The organism is Streptococcus sp. GP0011 (assembly GCF_030546305.1).
GTDB lineage: Bacteria > Bacillota > Bacilli > Lactobacillales > Streptococcaceae > Streptococcus.
The window spans coordinates 1-16,352 of sequence record NZ_JAUONR010000003.1 but is presented as its reverse complement, the minus strand read 5'-3'; the positions used below and the strand labels follow the sequence as shown (position 1 = coordinate 16,352).

The window sequence follows — 16,352 nt, the reverse complement described above, 5'->3', positions numbered from 1 at the left end:
TAAGTCACCTTAACGTGTAATCGTTTTCTTCTATTGTATCCAAGGAAGTTGCTAAGGTCAATCCTTTTTACTAAACTTTTACTAAACTATCAGTAAAAAGCAGAAAAATATGATATACTAACCTAAAAGGAGGAGGATTTATGGCTACCTTAAAAGACATCGCACAGCTAGCCTCTGTCTCTATCGCGACCGTATCTCGTGTCCTCAATCGCGACCAGAGTCTATCTGTTACAGAAGAAACCAGACACCGTATTTTAACTGTCGCTGAAGAGCTGGGCTACACCAAGCATCTCAAGACAGGCGAATCCCACAAGCCCAAGCAAAAGATTGCCATTATCCAATGGGTCAGCGAACAAGGGGAGTTGGACGACCTCTACTACTACCAGATTCGTCTCGGTATTGAAAAAAGAGCCCAAGAGTTGGACTATGATATCTTGCGCTATTTTAACGACCATCCTTTTACATTAAGCGAGGAAGTGATCGGCATTCTCTGCATCGGAAAGTTCAGCCGAGCTCAGATTGCTGCCTTTGAAGAATACCAAAAACCTTTAGTCTTTATAGACAGCGATACCCTCTCATTAGGTCATACCTGTATTATCACTGACTTTTACACTGCTGTGAAACAAGTTGTAGACCATTTCCTCAGCCAAGGGATGAACCGTATTGGAATTCTCACAGGCCTTGAGGAAACAACCGACCAGGAAGAAATTATCCAGGATAAGCGGCTAGAGAATTTCAAAGACATTACCCAAGCAAATGGAATCTACCATGAAGAACTGGTCTTTCAAGGGAGCTTTACTGCCCAGTCTGGCTATGACTTGATGAAGGAGGCCATTCACAAGCTAGGAGAACAATTCCCACCAGCCTTTTTCGCAGCCAGCGATAGTTTAGCCATCGGCGCCCTCCGTGCCCTTCAAGAAGCTGGAATTAGCCTACCAGACCGCGTCAGCCTCATTTCTTTTAACGACACTAGCCTGACCAAGCAGGTCTATCCTCCTCTTTCAAGCATCACTGTCTATACTGAGGAAATGGGCCGAGCAGGGATGGATATTCTTAACAAGGAAGTCCTCCACGGTCGCAAAATACCTAGCCTAACCATGCTGGGAACCAGACTGACTTTGAGAGAAAGTACGAGGAATGAATAGGATAACAAAACGACCTCTAGCGAGATCGTTTTTCTACTGATGATGCCCATGCTTCTGCTCTAACTCTCTCACCCTCCGCCTATGTTGCGCATGATTGCTTTGACTGCTGTCCACTTCAATAGTAATATTCTGCACGCCTCTTTCTTCTAAACATTGACGCACTGCTTCTTTGGTCCCCATCATCTGCTCCCCGTCCTCGATACAGAGGTGAACAATGGCGTCATTTTCCAGACCATCCATGGACCAAATACTGAGTTGATTTACACTTTTAACATTAGTTAGCCTTGCTAACTCTTTCTCTAGCTTAGCAGTCTCGATACCTTCAGGCACAGCATCTAAGAAAATCTTAAGGGTAGACCAAAAGCGAGGAATGGCTTTCGACAGAATAAAGATAGAAATAACCAGCGATAAAAGCGGATCGAGGATATACCAATCTGTAAATCGGAGGATAATCGCCATTAGGATGACAGCCAGCCAACCAAGGGTGTCTTCCAAAAAATGCAAGCTAAGAATAGACTCGTTCTTTGTCTTTCCTTTACGGACTACTAGACTAGCTAGCACATTAATAGCCACTGCAATGATTCCCAGCCATAGGATACCATTTTCATTAACGGGTTGAGGGTGAACGATCTTTGTGACATTTTCCAAGATCACTAGGACAGACCCTATCATAAGAATCACAGCCGTTAGCATGGCCCCTAAAAGACTAAAGCGTTTGTAACCCAAGGTGTACTGTCTATCTTCTTCACGATTGGAAATCGTTTCTAAAAGGGCTGAGATGCCAATGGCCATAGCATCTCCCAGGTCGTGAACAGAATCAGCAAGAACTGCACTCGAACCAAAGATTCCTCCTGCTATAAACTCAACAATCGCATAGCTTAAATTTAAGAAAAAAGCTAACCAGATAGATGTTTTAGAACTCATTTCTCTCCCTCCTTTGGTATAATGGGTATATACATACTTCTTTCATTTGTATTATCTAATAAAATTCAAAGAAAGGATAGAAGCAAACTGTAAACTATGTTCAGTTCTGAACAGTTTGTCTCAAGTGTCTATATGCCAAAAAGAGACCGTCGGGTTAGTAAGACGAAAAAAGCTATCTATCAAGCTTTTTTACAACTTTTGAACGACAAGGGCTATGATGCCACTACTGTCCAGGATATCATTGACCTAGCAGATGTTGGACGTTCTACTTTTTACTGTCACTATGAAAGTAAGGAACTCCTTTTAGATGAGCTCTGTCGCTACCTCTTTCATCATCTCTTTGAAAGGGAAGGACACTTTACGACCAAGGATTACCTCGCACATATCTTTTTACATTTTCAGAAAAACCAGGACCATGTCACCAGTCTCCTTTTTTCTAAAAACGACTACTTCCTCCGCCAACTACACAAGGAACTCGAACACCACGTTTATCCCATGGTGGCGGATGACTTGCAAGAGGCCTATCCAAACATTCCGGCCTCCTACCTCCAGCATTTTGTTGTGACGAACTTTATCGAGACCCTAACTTGGTGGCTAAAAAAAGGAAAATCTTATACCGAAGAGCAAGTGGTGAGATTTTACCTTGATGTAATGGAGATGACCTCTACAACTCCACTTGATAACTAAGCCTGAAACTCAGAAAGGAACCAACTATGTTAACTTCGATGATTCTAGGAATACTAACAATTGTACTAGCTCTCGCCTTCTCATTGCTTCACCTTGCTGCTGCCTTTTCAGCCATGAAACAAAAGAACTACAGTTTGGGAAACAAGTGTATCTTGGTCGGCAGTTGTCTCACCTCTTTGGCTCTAGCTATCTTTTACTTCGTCCCACTTGCAACCATTCTTCTATGGATTGTGGGCTCGAGTATCGTCTGCTATGGTGCCTACTGGAACGGCCAACAGAAAGAAAAACAACATATCTCGCACCACATCGTTCGTATAACGACCGCTATTATCATTACGGTATTATTCATTTTGCTCTAACACAAAAAAAGGATCATCTGATCCTTTTTTTACTTTTTTAAGCGCTTTTTGCTGCCTTGCTCCACTGATACCACCCAACTAGACTATTGATGAGATAAATTAGGTATTTCCCTTGGATTTGCAGGCTTTCTCCCCACCAGAGATAGATTGAAAAGACATTGGTAGAAGCCCAGAATATCCATTGTTCACGGTAAACAGCTGTCATGAGGATTTGCCCAACCCCATTGGTCGCATCGGTGATGGAATCGCGATAAGGACGATTGGCTCCGATAGACTGATAAATGAATCCAAAGGCCAACCACCAAAGAACACTAACGGAAAGATACTTGGTCCAACCCTTGCCGTCCAGTTTACGCGCGACAAACTCCTACTTTTCTTTCTTGAACTGTGCTTGGTAGATCCACACTAGAAGTCCAATTGGCTGCATAATTGTAAAATAGAGAGTTGTTAAAACCTCACCATAGAAGCCTTTTTGAAGGGCAAGCACCAGATAAATGATGGAATTAATCAAACCAAATAGGTAGTTACTAGCACGACCTTCAGCTTCTCAAAGAGCAGAAAAAAGGTTAGTAAGGCTTGAGAGATGAATCATTTTAAAGGCAAACAATTCCAACAAGACGTCATCATTGTCGCTGTTGGTTATTACCTACGTTACAATCTGAGCTATCGTGAAGTTCAGGAATTGCTTTATGACCGTGGAATAAATGTTTGTCACACTACGATTTATCGGTGGGTTCAAGAATACAGTAAAATCCTCTATCATCTCTGGAAAAAGAAAAATAAACAGTCCTTCTATTCGTGGAAAATGGATGAAACCTATATCAAAATTAAGGGGCGTTGGCATTATCTCTATCGAGCGATTGATGCGGACGGTTTAACATTGGATATCTGGTTACGAAAGAAACGTCGAGCAGACGATAACAGCTATAAGTTAGAAGATACCGCCTATCAAGAAGATAAAGCACGCAAAGCAGAAACCGAAGATAAGCTAGCTATTGAAGCAATGAAAAGCAAGTACACCACGCTATTGCTAGAAAATATGTTGCTAAGTCCGTTTGAAATGCAAGATACAAAAATCATGGCAGGATTGCAAGTCCATGTTTACCCCCTCTATGACGAACTGAAAGAATTAAGAGGGCTAAATAGTGTTAAAGACCACTTGTCTTATGTTGCCAGCAGACGTGAAGAATATTCTAAGCATAATATCGCACGCTACCTCAAAAAAGTCATTGAACAATATCTACCAACGGTTAAAAGGCAGGACTTAAACCATGAGTGAAGACTTAAAAACGATCAAAGAGCTGGCGGATGAGTTGAGTGTTACAAAACAAAATATTCAATATCACTACCAAAGGTTACCAAAAGAATTACAGCTTAAAAGTTCCAATGGGTCTAATCTAATAAATTCTAAAGCAGAAAAAATAATTTTAGGTAAAGTAGAAAGTAGTAGCAAATCAAATACCAAAGACCAACAAATAAGTAGCAAAGACCAACAAATAGAAAAACTAACTAATTTGTTAGACCAGTAACAACGATTAGCCTTGCAAGATAAAAAGTTGCTAGAAGAATACAAGGCGGAAAATGATAACTTAAAAGCCCTCAAAATGCCCTCACAGGAAACAGAATTCAAACACTTAGACAATCAATATAAAGATGAAGTGAACGCTCTTAAAGAGAAGTTGGAAAATTTACAGGAACAAATCAAAGATCAAAAAAGGATAGAAGAACAAGAAAAACCAATAAAATGGTGGGGACTATGGCGAAAATAGATGATTCAGTTAAAAAGAAAGTTCCAGAATTGCGATTTAAAGGATTCACGGATGAATGGGAACAGCGTAAGTTGGGAGACGAAGTTCGAATAGTGATGGGACAGTCTCCTAATTCAGAAAATTATACTGATGATCCTAATGGGCGCTAAAAATGCGAAGACCTATGAAGACCTATTTTGTATTAGTCAAACAAAAAATCCAAAAGAAATGGTATATGATTATGACCATGAAACAAAGTAAAATCAAACCGAGTGATCTGAGGAAGCACCCGATGATCATGAAACGTTATTAAACACAAAAGTCACCCATGTGAGTTCTTGCCAGAAGCTGAAGTTAATCCTTCAACCTGGAAAACCCGCAGAGGTGACTTTTTCTATACATCTCGATTTTTCTGGCAATAATCATTAACCGATAAATATGTCTGTGAATCACCCAGCGACTCCGCTATGTCCATAATCCGCGGTGGTAGTAATCCCACTCGCTGGACAAGTTCGTGATTGCTGAACAATTCCCGTGGACTGCCGGCGAAGCCAAACTTCCCGTGTTCCATAACATACACCGATTCAAACTCGGCGGCGACCCAATCCATGTCATGGGTGATGGTCACAACTTGGTGGCCCGAATCAGCCAACTGATGGAAAATTGCGGTCAACTTGCGCCGGCTTTCCCAATCAAGCGACATCATCGGCTCATCAAATAAATAAATCGCCGGATCCACTGCCAAAACTGTGGCAACGCTCAACAGCTTGCGTTCCGACAATGACAGGTCATATGGACTTTCAGCTGTTTTATCATCCAAGCCAACTCTTTTTAGAGCCGCTAAAGCCCGCCTCGTAATCGTGTCGTGGTCATCTATGACCTGCGCGACATTCCACTCCACCTCTCGTTGAACGGTCGGGTTGAAAAGCTGATCGTCAGGATTCTGAAAAGTAATCCCAACCTTCAGTAACTTTTCGACTGGTTTAAGATCATTAAAATTTTCTCCATCGATCTTAATCACACCGGTTTGTGGTGTCAGCAAACCCGTCAACAATTTGAAGAGCGTTGATTTGCCGGCACCATTTTGGCCGACAATCGCCACCATCGGATCGGCGAAGTGTTTGTCTTCAACATCCAAGCTAAAGGACCGTTCCGGATAAGTGAACGTCAGGTGGCTCAGTTCAATTGTGGACATAACGAACCTCCTTCAGATCAGCGTAATTCACTGGATACCGGCCATCAGCCAAGTGCCAATCCATTTTTTGAGCAAGTTGCTGGATTGTCGGGGCTGGAATCTGCCAGTCAGCTGCCAAATGATTAAACACCTCACCCGGCCTGCCCTGGGCTACCATTTGACCCTCGTGCAGCACCCACACAACGTCGGCGACTTCGCACAAATCGTCAATTTCACTGGTGACAATGAAGACAGTCGTCTCTTTGACTTGGGCCAGCCATTGGAAAAATTGCCGGCGGCCAAGGGGATCCATCTCACTGGTCGGATCATCCATAATCAAAACAGCCGGATTAGCCACAATCGCCGTGGCAATTGCCAACCGCTGGATCTGACCACCGGAAAGGCTCTCGGGACGCAAATTCAGCTGTTCAATCAGCCCCATTTGCGTGGCAACTTCTTCAACCCGTTTTTGAATCAGTCCTTCAGCCATTCCCTGATTAATCAAGTCAAAGGCGATTTCATCGGCAACCGTGTCTGCCAACCCGCTTAGTTGACCAGCTGGATTTTGCAGTACAACTCCATTCATGGCATTATAAACGGGCCAATTGTCAGACACTCGCTGGCCAAACATGTGCCAATCGCCCTCAATCTCAGCAGACACAATTTTGGGAATGACCCCTGCCAGCACACGGCACAAAGTCGATTTGCCGGAGTGGCTATTCCCGATAATCCCAACCACCTGGCCGGAATGAACCTCCGCGTTAATCTGACGCAGTTGTGGTTGCTCAGTACCCGAATAACGGGTGGTCAAATTTTCAATTACAATCCGTTTATCTTCGTCCATATCTTCCACCCAATCAATAAAATTGCCAATCCTGTCAGACCAATGTGCAGCGTCCGCGACAGGCGATACACGCGCTGGGAGGTTCTGACAGTCCGGTTGAGATTATCAAAACCTCTCAGTTGGAGAGAAATCGACCGCGTCATCGATTGATCCAAGGTCTTAATCACCAATGGAATTAGAACCGGCAGGACTGACTTTAATTTCTGAATCAACGTTTTTTGCGGATTGGTTCCGCGAACTTTTTGTGCCTGCTGGATTTTCCGCATATTGCGCATCATTTCCGGCAAAATATAACACACCGACATCAGAACGTAGACGGTTTTATAAGACAATCCGGACAGTTCCAAATAGGCCGCGTTTTCTGAAATACTCGTGGTCACTATAAAAAAGCCACTGGTCAAAATAATCACCAATACTCGACAACCCAGAGTGGTGGCGTAAATCAGGCCCTCTTTGTAGAACGACACCCCAAGCACAGAAAACAGCACAGTTTGATTCCGACTGTAAAATAACCCTTGGATGATCAGCATGGTGCAAATCAGAAACAGGCTGAATCCCAGCGCCTTAAAGGTGGTAGAACTCAATTTGGAAAATAACAATAGCAGTGTTGCGACAAGAATTAATCCGGCCTGAAGCAATAAATTCATACTGGCAAAGCTCAACAACGTCATGTCCAAGATGAACAAGAGCTTAGTAATCGGATCGATCACCTGGTACCACTTGAGCTTGACCCGTGGCGCTCCAGAAATCAATGTTTTATCAGTCATCATTTATCATCTCTAAAGAAGTGCACCATCCGCTTCGGAAGCTGACGATAGATGAAGAATGCCAGGTAGGCCACGCAGACTTTATCCAAAATATCCAAGACAAACTCATCGATAAATGAGGCCAGCCACACTGGTGCATGATTGGCGACCATTACCGCAAACAATGAGTCACCCCAAGCGATACCGGTCTGACCACCCCAAAAGATGACGTTGAGTGGCGTTGAAATGACAGCTGAAACGATGGCAATAATAATAGCAGAAACAAATACTCGTCGCGCTGACGAGAACCACCCATTGGCGTGCAAAACTCCGACAGCAATCCCAATTCCGATGCTGGTAATCGCATACACGGTTGAAATTGGCGATAAGGTCAGCCCATAGATCACGTTGTTGATGAAACCACTAATGGCACCGGCAACCGGCCCAGCCAACATGCTGGTAAGAAAGGTTCCCAAAGACCCCAGCCAAACGGGCAACTTTAACCCCTCCGCCAAGGCTTTGGCAACATAGTTAATCCCCACGGCAGCGGGAATCAAAGTCATGGTGGCAGCACTTAACTTAAATTTCCACATACTGGTACGATGAATCGGTTCTGTTTTCATAATCTTCTCCTTTTGTTTTTAAAGAGCCGTGTCTGGATAGACTTTCGGACGCAACGCTCTATTATATATCTACTGAACTGTCTATACACAAGATTTCCATCCTTAGTCGACATGAGCTGTAAATCTTTATTTGTTAAGTAGTTCACAACACATTATACACCTATTTTGTGAATAGTCAAGTGTATTTACAGTGAAAATCTAGAAAATCCTGAAAATTTCCTCTTATTTTCCATTTAAAAATGAAAATCTTTATTTCTGGCACTAAAAATGCCCAGACAAGATTGTCTGAGCATTTTCTATATGGTCGTTTAGCAAAGTTGAGTTTAGCATTTTCAAGCTATTTCTTCAACAAACCTTGTTCTTGTAAAAACTCCTTGGCTACTTGTTCTGCTGACTTGCCTTCAACACCGACTTGGTAGTTGAGCTGGCTCATCTGGCTTTCAGTAATTTTACCTGCTAGTTTATTGAGAACTGTCTCCAACTCAGGATGTTTCTTGAGAAGAGCTTCTTTCATGAGTGGCGCTCCTTGATAAGGTGGGAAGAGTTGCTTGTCATCCTCCAAGACCTGCAAATCATAACGCGCCAACTCTGCATCTGTCGAATAGGCATCTGTGATTTGAATATCGCCTGACTGAATTGCCTGATAGCGAAGAGCTGGCTCCATAGTCGCTACATTGAGATTGAGACCATACATTGATTGCAAGCCCTTATTGCCATCTTCTCGGTCATTAAATTCGAGTGTAAAGCCTGCCTTCAACTGCCCTTCCACTTTTTTCAAGTCCGAAATGGTCTTCAAGCCATATTCTTGAGCAATCTTTTTCGGAACAGCTACAGCGTAGGTATTTTGATAAGACATAGGTTTTAGATAGGCCAGATGATCCTGTTTGGCAATGCCATCACGCGCCACCTGATAAACCTGATCTGGCCCATGACCTACCTTGGGTGATGGCTGAAGCAAACTTTCAGTCACCGTACCAGTAAATTCAGGATAGATATCAATGTCCCCTTTTTTCAGAGCTTCATAGAGGAAGCTTGTTTTCCCAAAATTCGGCTTAACAGTCGCAGTCATACTGGTATTTTCTTCAATCAGCAACTTATACATATTTGCCAAAATTTCTGGTTCAGGTCCCAATTTCCCAGCAATCACCAAGTTTTCTTTCTCTTTTTGAGCTAAGAGGGCTGGACTATAAGACAGACCGAGCAATATGGTCACCAAGGCAAAACCAGAGAAAATCGTCCGCAATTTTGCTTTTTCCATCACTTTTAGTAGGAAGTTAAAGGCAATGGCAAGCACTGCTGAAGAAAGGGCCCCAATCAAAATCAGACTGGTATTATTACGGTCAATTCCCAAAAGGATAAAAGAACCCAGTCCCCCTGCCCCAATCAAGGCAGCCAAGGTTGCCGTACCGATAATCAAAACCGCCGCCGTCCGAATACCAGACATTATGACAGGCATGGCAAGTGGAATTTCAAACTTCTTGAGACGCTCCCACCTGGTCATCCCAAAGGCAATCCCAGCCTCTTGCAGACTTGGATCAATTCCCTTTAGCCCAGTGATGGTATTTTGCAAAATTGGGAAAATCGCATAAATCACTAGAGCCGTCAAAGCAGGCAAGGTTCCAATTCCCATCAAGGGGATAAAGAGTCCCAACAAGGCCAGAGACGGGATAGTCTGGAAAATTCCTGCAATCTGCAAGACCCAGTCCGCCAACTTCTCATGATAGCGAAGATAAACAGCCAAGGGAATAGCAATAAAAATAGCTAGTAACAAGGTCAAAAGTGACAACTGCAAATGTTGAGATAGAGCTGTTACCCAATCACTAAAACGCTCCTGAAAAGTTGATATCAAATTAGTCATGAACACTACCTCCAAACAAGTCTGCTACAAAGTCTGTTGCAGGAGCTTTTAAAATCGTCTCAGGATTCGCCACCTGACGAATCTCTCCGTCCTGCAAGACAGCAATACGATCACCTAATTTCAAAGCTTCATCCGTATCATGGGTCACAAAAATCGTTGTCATTCCAAACTCTTTATGCAATTCTTTCGTCAGAACCTGCAACTGTTTTCTCGAAATAGCGTCCAAAGCCGAAAAGGGTTCATCCATAAGCAAAATCTTAGGCTGACCAATCATGGCACGGACAATGCCGACCCGTTGCTGTTCTCCACCAGATAATGCACTCGGAAGTCGATGCCCATACTCATCTATCGGTAAACCAACCTTAGCCAAAAGCTCTTCTGTTTTCTGAGCAATTTCTTCCTTAGTCCAGCCCTTCATTTCTGGAATGAGGGCAATATTTTCCGCAACCGTTAGATTGGGAAACAGAGCAATGGCCTGTAAAACATAGCCAGTAGAAAGACGAAGCTCACGCTCATCATAGTCTTTGATGCGCTTACCATCCATGTATATATTTCCATCAGTTGGTTCCAAAAGACGATTAATGATCTTGATCATGGTCGTCTTACCAGATCCAGAAGGACCCACTAAAACCATGAACTCTCCATTCTCAATCCGTAAATTGACATCTCTCAAAACATCTTTTTCTGTATAGCGTAGCGCTACATTTTTGTATTCAATCATTCTTTGTCCTCTATTTAAAACTTTCCTCGATTCGTCAAGTCATCTACCTTAGGCATGACTTCCTTATTATCCCAATGCTCCACAATCAAGCCATTCTCCAAACGGAAGATGTCATACTCAGCATAAGGCACCCCATCTATCTGAGTCTGTCCATAGCTGACCACATAATTTCCTTGTCCCAAAAGTTGGAAAACAAAGTCAAAAGTGACACCATGTTCAGCCACATAGTTTTTATAAGCAGCACTTCCTTGTCTAATCTCATGATTATGCTGAATCAAATCTTCTGCCACATAATCACTCCACTGCTCTAGCTCCCCATTTTGGAAAATTTCTGTCAAGAAACGGCGAACAGTTTTTTTATTTTCTGCTGTCTTATCCAAATCCTTGATCTTAAAATCTCCAAAAATCTGGTCTAATTGGCCGTTTTCAGGTGTTCGATAGTAGTCAATAACATCCCAATGCTCCACGATACGACCATTCTCATCCGCACGGAAAGTATCTGTCGTCACCCATTGAGCTTCCCCGCCATTGAGATATTGATGAACATGGACGAAGACTAGATTGCCGTCTTCAATAGTGCGAACAATTTTCATCTCACGCTCGGGATGGCGCTCAAAGAAATTTGCAAAGAAAGCTGCAAATCCTTCTTTCCCATCTGGCACACCTGTCGAGTGTTGAATGTAGGTATCTCCTACAGACTGGGCCTGAGCCTCGGCAACTCGTCCATCTTGAATAGCATGAATGTATAGGTTGTGAGCATTTTTCACTTGTTTTGACATATTTTATTCCTCATTTGCTTTCTCTTTCAGATTGTCCAAAATGCGTTCCTGATAACTTTCAAACTGGCGAATTTCTTCCTCAGAGAATCCTTTATAAAAAATAGCATCCAACTTTTGACTGATGCGATTGCCAACTTCTTTCTGGGACCAACCTTGCTCTGTCAACTTGACATATTTCTTTCTCTTATCTATTCCACATGGGCTAATGATGACCAGGTTTTGCTCCTCAAGTTTCTTTATCATGGTTGTGAGCGTATTGTTAGCGAGACCAGTCGCCAGCGCAATATCTGTCACAGTTGCACAGCCAGTTTCACTATTCCATAAAACCGCTAAAATCTTGCCCTGTTCACTCCGATAAAGAGCCTCAGGATCCTGACTCAGTAACTTTTGAAAAATCCGCCCATTTAACAAACGAATATGATGGGCTACTAAATGACTATCCTTCATGATCTCTCCAATTTATTTCTATATCGAATTGTTTTTATTGTAACACCTGCCATTCCATCTGTCAACTATTTCGATTTAGAACTAATTTTTCTCAGTAAAAAATCTCCTACTCAAGGTAGAAGATTTCAATCTTATAAACTTAATCCGTCATGTCTGATACCAAAGTTCGACGCTCCAATGGAATACTGCACATAACTAACAAGAAAATGAAGCCTGACTGAATCCAGAAAAGGGCCAAGTCAAAGATTCCATGCACAGCAACCACTGTAAGGAAAGATAGATAAAGACCGATAATTGGACGTTTCCCCGACTCCTGACTCATATCCATCATCAAACGAACAGGAGCAACAGAAGACAAAGCTAATAAAATGGTTCCCACAATTCCGTAACTCAGAATCGTATCAATATAAAGGCTGTGAGCATGTTCATGATAAGGAGCATTTATCCGAGGATAAGAGTGCATATAGGTCAATGGCCCCTCCCCCCAAAAAGGATTTTGCTTAAACAAGGCCATCCCAGCATCCCAGATAGAAATGCGTTCTTCCATAGAGGAATCTAAAGTCCCCATCCGAACTCCCAAATCACTAGAAAAAAGGAAACTCAAGCCAATCGCAAAGACCCCGATACTAAGCCAAAAGGCCTTCCAGTTTTTAATGGTTGTAAAGAGATAAATGATGGCACCAGCGATGATGGCAGGAAAGGCTGTTCTATTTTGCGTAAAATTCAAACCAAATAGATTCACAAAACCTGCTAGCACACAAAAGACTTTCAACCATCTTAACTTCGTCGTTGTAAAGAGATAAAAGGCAATCATGATACAGAAGCAACAAATGATCCCATAGTAGTTAGGATTAAAGAAGGTGACCTCTGCACGGTTCTGGTGCCACACTTGCATATTGGGAGAAAGAAAGGCATAGTTAAATTTCTTTACAATTTGGAAATGCTCCAAAGTAGCAAAAGCCGCAGAGAGCACACTACCAAACAAGATTGTCTGCAGTATCAGTCGAAAGAAAGCATGTGTCAGACGTTTCTGGTAATAACTAAAGAAAACGAGGAAGAGAAACATCAGTAAAGATGCAACCAATCCAAGCCAGTTCTTGGCGACAATAGAGATGATACTACTGTAGGCAATAAAAAAGAGAAGTACAAGATGTTTGAACAATCCTTTGATAATTCCCTTCATCTCCCCAGTAACAAGTAAACCTATCAAATATAAAGCAAAGAGGGCTAAGAACAAATAAAAAGGTAAAAAGATACTTATGATCATCAAATACAAAAAGAAATCTTTTTTCGAAAGCCCTCTTATCTTATCCAGTAATCCAATTGATTTCAAAACGGATCCTTTCTGTTCTGGATTTCTCCAGAAGATAAATGCTAAACTATCTTTATATTCTACCATTTTTTCCGTCATTTGGGAACAATGAACACGCTACCAAAAAGAAAAAATCAGTGAATATTTAGAAAAATTTTTAAGGAGAGAAATTTTACAAAGCAATTATTGCTCCCCTACAACTGTTCATTTCCCTAAATTAAAGAAAGCTGTGGTAGAATAAAAGAAAGCTTTAAAAATCACTATAGAACAAATCTGTATAAAGGAAAATCAATGAAATCACACCAACTAGTCTACCAAATATTAGCTAGAGAAAACGATTATGTTAGCGGAGAAAAAATCGGAGAAGAACTGAATTTAAGCCGTACATCCATATGGAAAGCGATCCAACGTCTTCAACAAGAAGGCCTAGAAATTGACAGTATCAAAAATAGAGGCTATAAGCTTATTCAAGGCGATCTGATATTGCCTGATTTGATTCAGGAGAACACCAACTTAACCATTCGCTACAAACCTGAGACCAAATCAACCCAAACAGATGCAAAAGAAGGGATTGAAGCTGGAAACAAAGGAAATACACTCTATCTTTCAACCTGTCAAACAGCAGGTCGTGGCCGCTTTCAGCGCCGCTACTATTCTCCATCTCAGGGGGGGATCTATATGTCCCTGCATGTTCAACCCAATCTTCCTTATGAAAAACTCCCTTCCTATACTCTCCTTGTAGCTGCTGCAGTCTACAAAGCCATTAAAAACCTAACTATGATAGAAGTAGATATCAAATGGGTAAATGACATCTACTTTAAAAATAAAAAGATAGCAGGTATCCTCACTGAAGCGATGACATCAGTTGAGACAGGCTTGGTTACAGACGTCATTATCGGACTTGGTATAAATTTTTCTATAGCAGACTTCCCAGATAACCTCAAAGAAAAAGCAGGCAGCCTATTTATGCCACCTGCACCAATTAGTCGTAATGAGCTCATCAGCGAAATATGGAATTGTTTCTACAATACGGATTCAGATGAGCTACTTTATATCTATAAAGAAAGATCAATCGTTCTTGGAAAAGAAGTTACTTTCCAGCTAGACGGAAAATTTGAGAAAGGTCTTGCAAAAGAAATCTCAGAATCCGGCCAACTACAAGTCGAATTTGAAGATAAACATACTATCTGGCTAAATAGCGGAGAAATATCACTAACGGGTTGGTAATAAACAAATCCCCCTTTTAATGATTTAGAAGGGGGATTTACATACAAAAAAAGAGCCTAACAGCTCTCTTAACGTACGGAGAATGGGGGATTCGAACCCCCGCGCCGGTTACCCGACCTAACGATTTAGCAAACCGTCCTCTTCAGCCTCTTGAGTAATTCTCCTATTAATGGGCACGAGTGGACTCGAACCACCGACCTCACGCTTATCAGGCGTGCGCTCTAACCACCTGAGCTACGCGCCCAAGTTTAAAAAACTTGGTAATTGAACAAAGTTCAAAGCGGGTGACGAGAATCGAACTCGCGACAACAGCTTGGAAGGCTGTAGTTTTACCACTAAACTACACCCGCTTAATAAAATAAAATATGGCGCGAGACGGAATCGAACCGCCGACACATGGAGCTTCAATCCATTGCTCTACCAACTGAGCTACCGAGCCAAATTGCGGGAGCAGGATTTGAACCTACGACCTTCGGGTTATGAGCCCGACGAGCTACCGAGCTGCTCCATCCCGCGTTAATATAAAAAGGAGGATGTGGGATTCGAACCCACGCACGCTTTTACACGCCTGACGGTTTTCAAGACCGTTCCCTTCAGCCGGACTTGGGTAATCCTCCATTATTTACAATGGACCTTGTAGGACTTGAACCTACGACCACTCGGTTATGAGCCGAGAGCTCTAACCAGCTGAGCTAAAGGTCCAACAAGATCAATATAGCGGCGAAGGGGATCGAACCCCCGACCTCCCGGGTATGAACCGGACGCTCTAGCCAGCTGAGCTACACCGCCATGAATCGGGAAGACAGGATTCGAACCTGCGACACCTTGGTCCCAAACCAAGTACTCTACCAAGCTGAGCTACTTCCCGCGTTAAATAAAAAAATGCACCCTAGAGGAGTCGAACCTCTAACCGCCTGATTCGTAGTCAGGTACTCTATCCAGTTGAGCTAAGGGTGCTCATCATTATATGCCGAGGACCGGAATCGAACCGGTACGATCGTTACCAATCGCAGGATTTTAAGTCCTGTGCGTCTGCCAGTTCCGCCACCCCGGCCTCTCTAAGCGAACGACGGGATTCGAACCCGCGACCCCCACCTTGGCAAGGTGGTGTTCTACCACTGAACTACGTTCGCATCGACCTCTTATTCTATATAAAAAAATGCCGGCTACATGACTTGAACACGCGACCCTCTGATTACAAATCAGATGCTCTACCAACTGAGCTAAGCCGGCTACTTTCTATTATGCGGGTTAAGGGACTTGAACCCCCACGCCGTTAAGCGCCAGATCCTAAATCTGGTGCGTCTGCCAATTCCGCCAAACCCGCAAATATGACCCGTACTGGGCTCGAACCAGTGACCCATTGATTAAAAGTCAATTGCTCTACCAACTGAGCTAACGAGTCTAAAATAACTTCCGTTATCTTAAACGGTCCCGACGGGAATCGAACCCGCGATCTTCGCCGTGACAGGGCGACGTGATAACCGCTACACTACGGGACCTATGGGAGTTAACGGGATCGAACCGCTGACCCTCTGCTTGTAAGGCAGATGCTCTCCCAGCTGAGCTAAACTCCCAAAGGGCGGAGTCTAGCTCAGCCAACGGTAAGAAACTTCGTTTCTCTCATCCGCCGATTGTAATTTCGATTTCCTCTCAATTACAACTAAGCTAAACTCCCTCGAGCTAAGCGACTTCCATATCTCACAGGGGGCAACCCCCAACTACTTCCGGCGTTCTAGGGCTTAACTGCTGTGTTCG

Annotated in this window: 18 protein-coding genes, 17 tRNA genes and 1 pseudogene; 8 read left to right on the top strand and 28 right to left on the bottom strand. The window is 42.9% G+C overall.

Annotated elements, in window-relative coordinates; translation table 11 throughout:
• Positions 1-140 precede the first annotated feature (140 nt).
• The gene (galR, locus tag Q4443_RS04235) at positions 141-1,145 is read left to right on the top strand and encodes a DNA-binding transcriptional regulator GalR (protein ID WP_049519678.1); all 1,005 of its coding nucleotides are present in this window, start codon (positions 141-143) and stop codon (positions 1,143-1,145) included.
• 33 nt (positions 1,146-1,178) lie between these two features.
• Here the strand turns inward: galR and Q4443_RS04230 are convergent, their stop codons facing one another.
• Positions 1,179-2,069, bottom strand: coding sequence for a cation diffusion facilitator family transporter (locus tag Q4443_RS04230; RefSeq protein ID WP_042902621.1), 891 nt, complete (start codon positions 2,067-2,069; stop codon positions 1,179-1,181).
• Between the two features lie 132 nt (positions 2,070-2,201).
• On the opposite strand from Q4443_RS04230, the gene Q4443_RS04225 reads away from it, so the two are divergent.
• Together Q4443_RS04225 and Q4443_RS04220 are read left to right on the top strand one after the other, a co-directional pair.
• Entirely contained in the window at positions 2,202-2,756 is a 555-nt protein-coding gene (locus tag Q4443_RS04225) for a TetR/AcrR family transcriptional regulator (protein ID WP_042902742.1), read from the top strand.
• Between the two features lie 26 nt (positions 2,757-2,782).
• Positions 2,783-3,115 (top strand): hypothetical protein, encoded by a 333-nt coding sequence (locus Q4443_RS04220; RefSeq protein WP_042902620.1) that lies wholly within the window; start codon positions 2,783-2,785, stop codon positions 3,113-3,115.
• Positions 3,116-3,152: 37 nt separating this feature from the next.
• Here the strand turns inward: Q4443_RS04220 and pnuC are convergent.
• Positions 3,153-3,659 (bottom strand): annotated as a pseudogene (gene pnuC / locus Q4443_RS04215) (nicotinamide riboside transporter PnuC); the annotation flags it as partial.
• Positions 3,660-3,698: 39 nt separating this feature from the next.
• On the opposite strand from pnuC, the gene Q4443_RS04210 reads away from it, so the two are divergent.
• From Q4443_RS04210 to Q4443_RS04195, 4 genes are read left to right on the top strand one after another with little or no spacing between them, the layout of a single operon-like run.
• The gene (locus Q4443_RS04210; RefSeq protein WP_080978842.1) at positions 3,699-4,394 is read left to right on the top strand and encodes an IS6 family transposase; all 696 of its coding nucleotides are present in this window, start codon (positions 3,699-3,701) and stop codon (positions 4,392-4,394) included.
• Positions 4,387-4,644, top strand: a complete 258-nt coding sequence (locus Q4443_RS04205) for a plasmid replication protein (protein ID WP_001287840.1) — start codon at positions 4,387-4,389, stop codon at positions 4,642-4,644. The genes Q4443_RS04210 and Q4443_RS04205 overlap by 8 nt, the downstream gene beginning before the upstream one ends.
• Positions 4,645-4,656: 12 nt before the next feature.
• A complete protein-coding gene (locus Q4443_RS04200; RefSeq protein ID WP_001152920.1) occupies positions 4,657-4,884 on the top strand; it encodes a hypothetical protein in 228 nt (75 codons plus the stop codon).
• Positions 4,872-5,033: a hypothetical protein gene (locus tag Q4443_RS04195; RefSeq protein ID WP_001062367.1), complete on the top strand. Its 162-nt coding sequence runs from the start codon at positions 4,872-4,874 to the stop codon at positions 5,031-5,033. Before Q4443_RS04200 ends, Q4443_RS04195 begins: the two co-directional genes overlap by 13 nt.
• A gap of 224 nt (positions 5,034-5,257) precedes the next feature.
• Here Q4443_RS04195 and Q4443_RS04190 read toward each other — a convergent pair whose 3' ends face one another.
• From Q4443_RS04190 to Q4443_RS04150, 9 genes are all read right to left on the bottom strand, one after another.
• Positions 5,258-6,058: an energy-coupling factor ABC transporter ATP-binding protein gene (locus Q4443_RS04190; RefSeq protein ID WP_049478413.1), complete on the bottom strand. Its 801-nt coding sequence runs from the start codon at positions 6,056-6,058 to the stop codon at positions 5,258-5,260.
• Entirely contained in the window at positions 6,045-6,881 is an 837-nt protein-coding gene (locus Q4443_RS04185; RefSeq protein WP_049519673.1) for an ABC transporter ATP-binding protein, read from the bottom strand. The genes Q4443_RS04190 and Q4443_RS04185 overlap by 14 nt, the downstream gene beginning before the upstream one ends.
• The gene (locus Q4443_RS04180; protein WP_193389634.1) at positions 6,857-7,648 is read right to left on the bottom strand and encodes an energy-coupling factor transporter transmembrane component T; all 792 of its coding nucleotides are present in this window, start codon (positions 7,646-7,648) and stop codon (positions 6,857-6,859) included. Before Q4443_RS04180 ends, Q4443_RS04185 begins: the two co-directional genes overlap by 25 nt.
• Positions 7,648-8,250 carry a hypothetical protein gene (locus Q4443_RS04175; RefSeq protein ID WP_049519671.1) on the bottom strand — a complete coding sequence of 201 codons (603 nt, stop codon included), beginning with the start codon at positions 8,248-8,250 and terminating at the stop codon, positions 7,648-7,650. The genes Q4443_RS04180 and Q4443_RS04175 overlap by 1 nt, the downstream gene beginning before the upstream one ends.
• Before the next feature lie 337 nt (positions 8,251-8,587).
• A complete protein-coding gene (locus tag Q4443_RS04170; protein ID WP_049519670.1) occupies positions 8,588-10,108 on the bottom strand; it encodes an ABC transporter permease/substrate-binding protein in 1,521 nt (506 codons plus the stop codon).
• Positions 10,101-10,829 carry an ABC transporter ATP-binding protein gene (locus tag Q4443_RS04165; RefSeq protein WP_303407997.1) on the bottom strand — a complete coding sequence of 243 codons (729 nt, stop codon included), beginning with the start codon at positions 10,827-10,829 and terminating at the stop codon, positions 10,101-10,103. Before Q4443_RS04165 ends, Q4443_RS04170 begins: the two co-directional genes overlap by 8 nt.
• A 14-nt stretch (positions 10,830-10,843) precedes the next feature.
• Positions 10,844-11,608, bottom strand: coding sequence for a nuclear transport factor 2 family protein (locus tag Q4443_RS04160; protein ID WP_000043865.1), 765 nt, complete (start codon positions 11,606-11,608; stop codon positions 10,844-10,846).
• A gap of 3 nt (positions 11,609-11,611) precedes the next feature.
• Positions 11,612-12,055: a MarR family winged helix-turn-helix transcriptional regulator gene (locus tag Q4443_RS04155; RefSeq protein WP_049519666.1), complete on the bottom strand. Its 444-nt coding sequence runs from the start codon at positions 12,053-12,055 to the stop codon at positions 11,612-11,614.
• Positions 12,056-12,194: 139 nt separating this feature from the next.
• On the bottom strand, positions 12,195-13,388 hold the full coding sequence (locus tag Q4443_RS04150; RefSeq protein ID WP_049519720.1) for an O-antigen ligase: 1,194 nt from the start codon (positions 13,386-13,388) through the stop codon (positions 12,195-12,197).
• Between the two features lie 270 nt (positions 13,389-13,658).
• On the opposite strand from Q4443_RS04150, the gene birA reads away from it, so the two are divergent.
• The gene (gene birA / locus Q4443_RS04145) at positions 13,659-14,594 is read left to right on the top strand and encodes a bifunctional biotin--[acetyl-CoA-carboxylase] ligase/biotin operon repressor BirA (RefSeq protein ID WP_000835305.1); all 936 of its coding nucleotides are present in this window, start codon (positions 13,659-13,661) and stop codon (positions 14,592-14,594) included.
• 76 nt (positions 14,595-14,670) lie between these two features.
• On the opposite strand, the gene Q4443_RS04140 is transcribed toward birA, so the two are convergent.
• The 17 genes from Q4443_RS04140 to Q4443_RS04060 all read right to left on the bottom strand — a co-directional run bounded on the left by Q4443_RS04140 (position 14,671) and on the right by Q4443_RS04060 (position 16,171).
• A tRNA-Ser gene (locus Q4443_RS04140) sits at positions 14,671-14,758 on the bottom strand.
• A 6-nt stretch (positions 14,759-14,764) separates the two neighbouring features.
• Positions 14,765-14,838 (bottom strand) — tRNA-Ile (locus Q4443_RS04135).
• Between the two features lie 35 nt (positions 14,839-14,873).
• Positions 14,874-14,944: transfer RNA gene (locus Q4443_RS04130), tRNA-Gly, on the bottom strand.
• 16 nt (positions 14,945-14,960) lie between these two features.
• Positions 14,961-15,033, bottom strand: a tRNA-Phe gene (locus tag Q4443_RS04125).
• A 3-nt stretch (positions 15,034-15,036) separates the two neighbouring features.
• Positions 15,037-15,110: transfer RNA gene (locus Q4443_RS04120), tRNA-Met, on the bottom strand.
• 11 nt (positions 15,111-15,121) lie between these two features.
• Positions 15,122-15,211 (bottom strand) — tRNA-Ser (locus Q4443_RS04115).
• Between the two features lie 11 nt (positions 15,212-15,222).
• Positions 15,223-15,296, bottom strand: a tRNA-Ile gene (locus tag Q4443_RS04110).
• Positions 15,297-15,309: 13 nt separating this feature from the next.
• Positions 15,310-15,383, bottom strand: a tRNA-Met gene (locus Q4443_RS04105).
• 5 nt (positions 15,384-15,388) lie between these two features.
• A tRNA-Pro gene (locus Q4443_RS04100) sits at positions 15,389-15,462 on the bottom strand.
• 15 nt (positions 15,463-15,477) lie between these two features.
• Positions 15,478-15,551, bottom strand: a tRNA-Arg gene (locus Q4443_RS04095).
• Positions 15,552-15,562: 11 nt separating this feature from the next.
• A tRNA-Leu gene (locus Q4443_RS04090) sits at positions 15,563-15,648 on the bottom strand.
• 7 nt (positions 15,649-15,655) lie between these two features.
• Positions 15,656-15,727, bottom strand: a tRNA-Gly gene (locus tag Q4443_RS04085).
• 27 nt (positions 15,728-15,754) lie between these two features.
• Positions 15,755-15,827: transfer RNA gene (locus Q4443_RS04080), tRNA-Thr, on the bottom strand.
• 12 nt (positions 15,828-15,839) lie between these two features.
• A tRNA-Leu gene (locus Q4443_RS04075) sits at positions 15,840-15,921 on the bottom strand.
• A 5-nt stretch (positions 15,922-15,926) separates the two neighbouring features.
• Positions 15,927-15,999 (bottom strand) — tRNA-Lys (locus Q4443_RS04070).
• A gap of 24 nt (positions 16,000-16,023) precedes the next feature.
• Positions 16,024-16,096 (bottom strand) — tRNA-Asp (locus tag Q4443_RS04065).
• 2 nt (positions 16,097-16,098) lie between these two features.
• A tRNA-Val gene (locus Q4443_RS04060) sits at positions 16,099-16,171 on the bottom strand.
• Positions 16,172-16,352 lie beyond the last annotated feature (181 nt).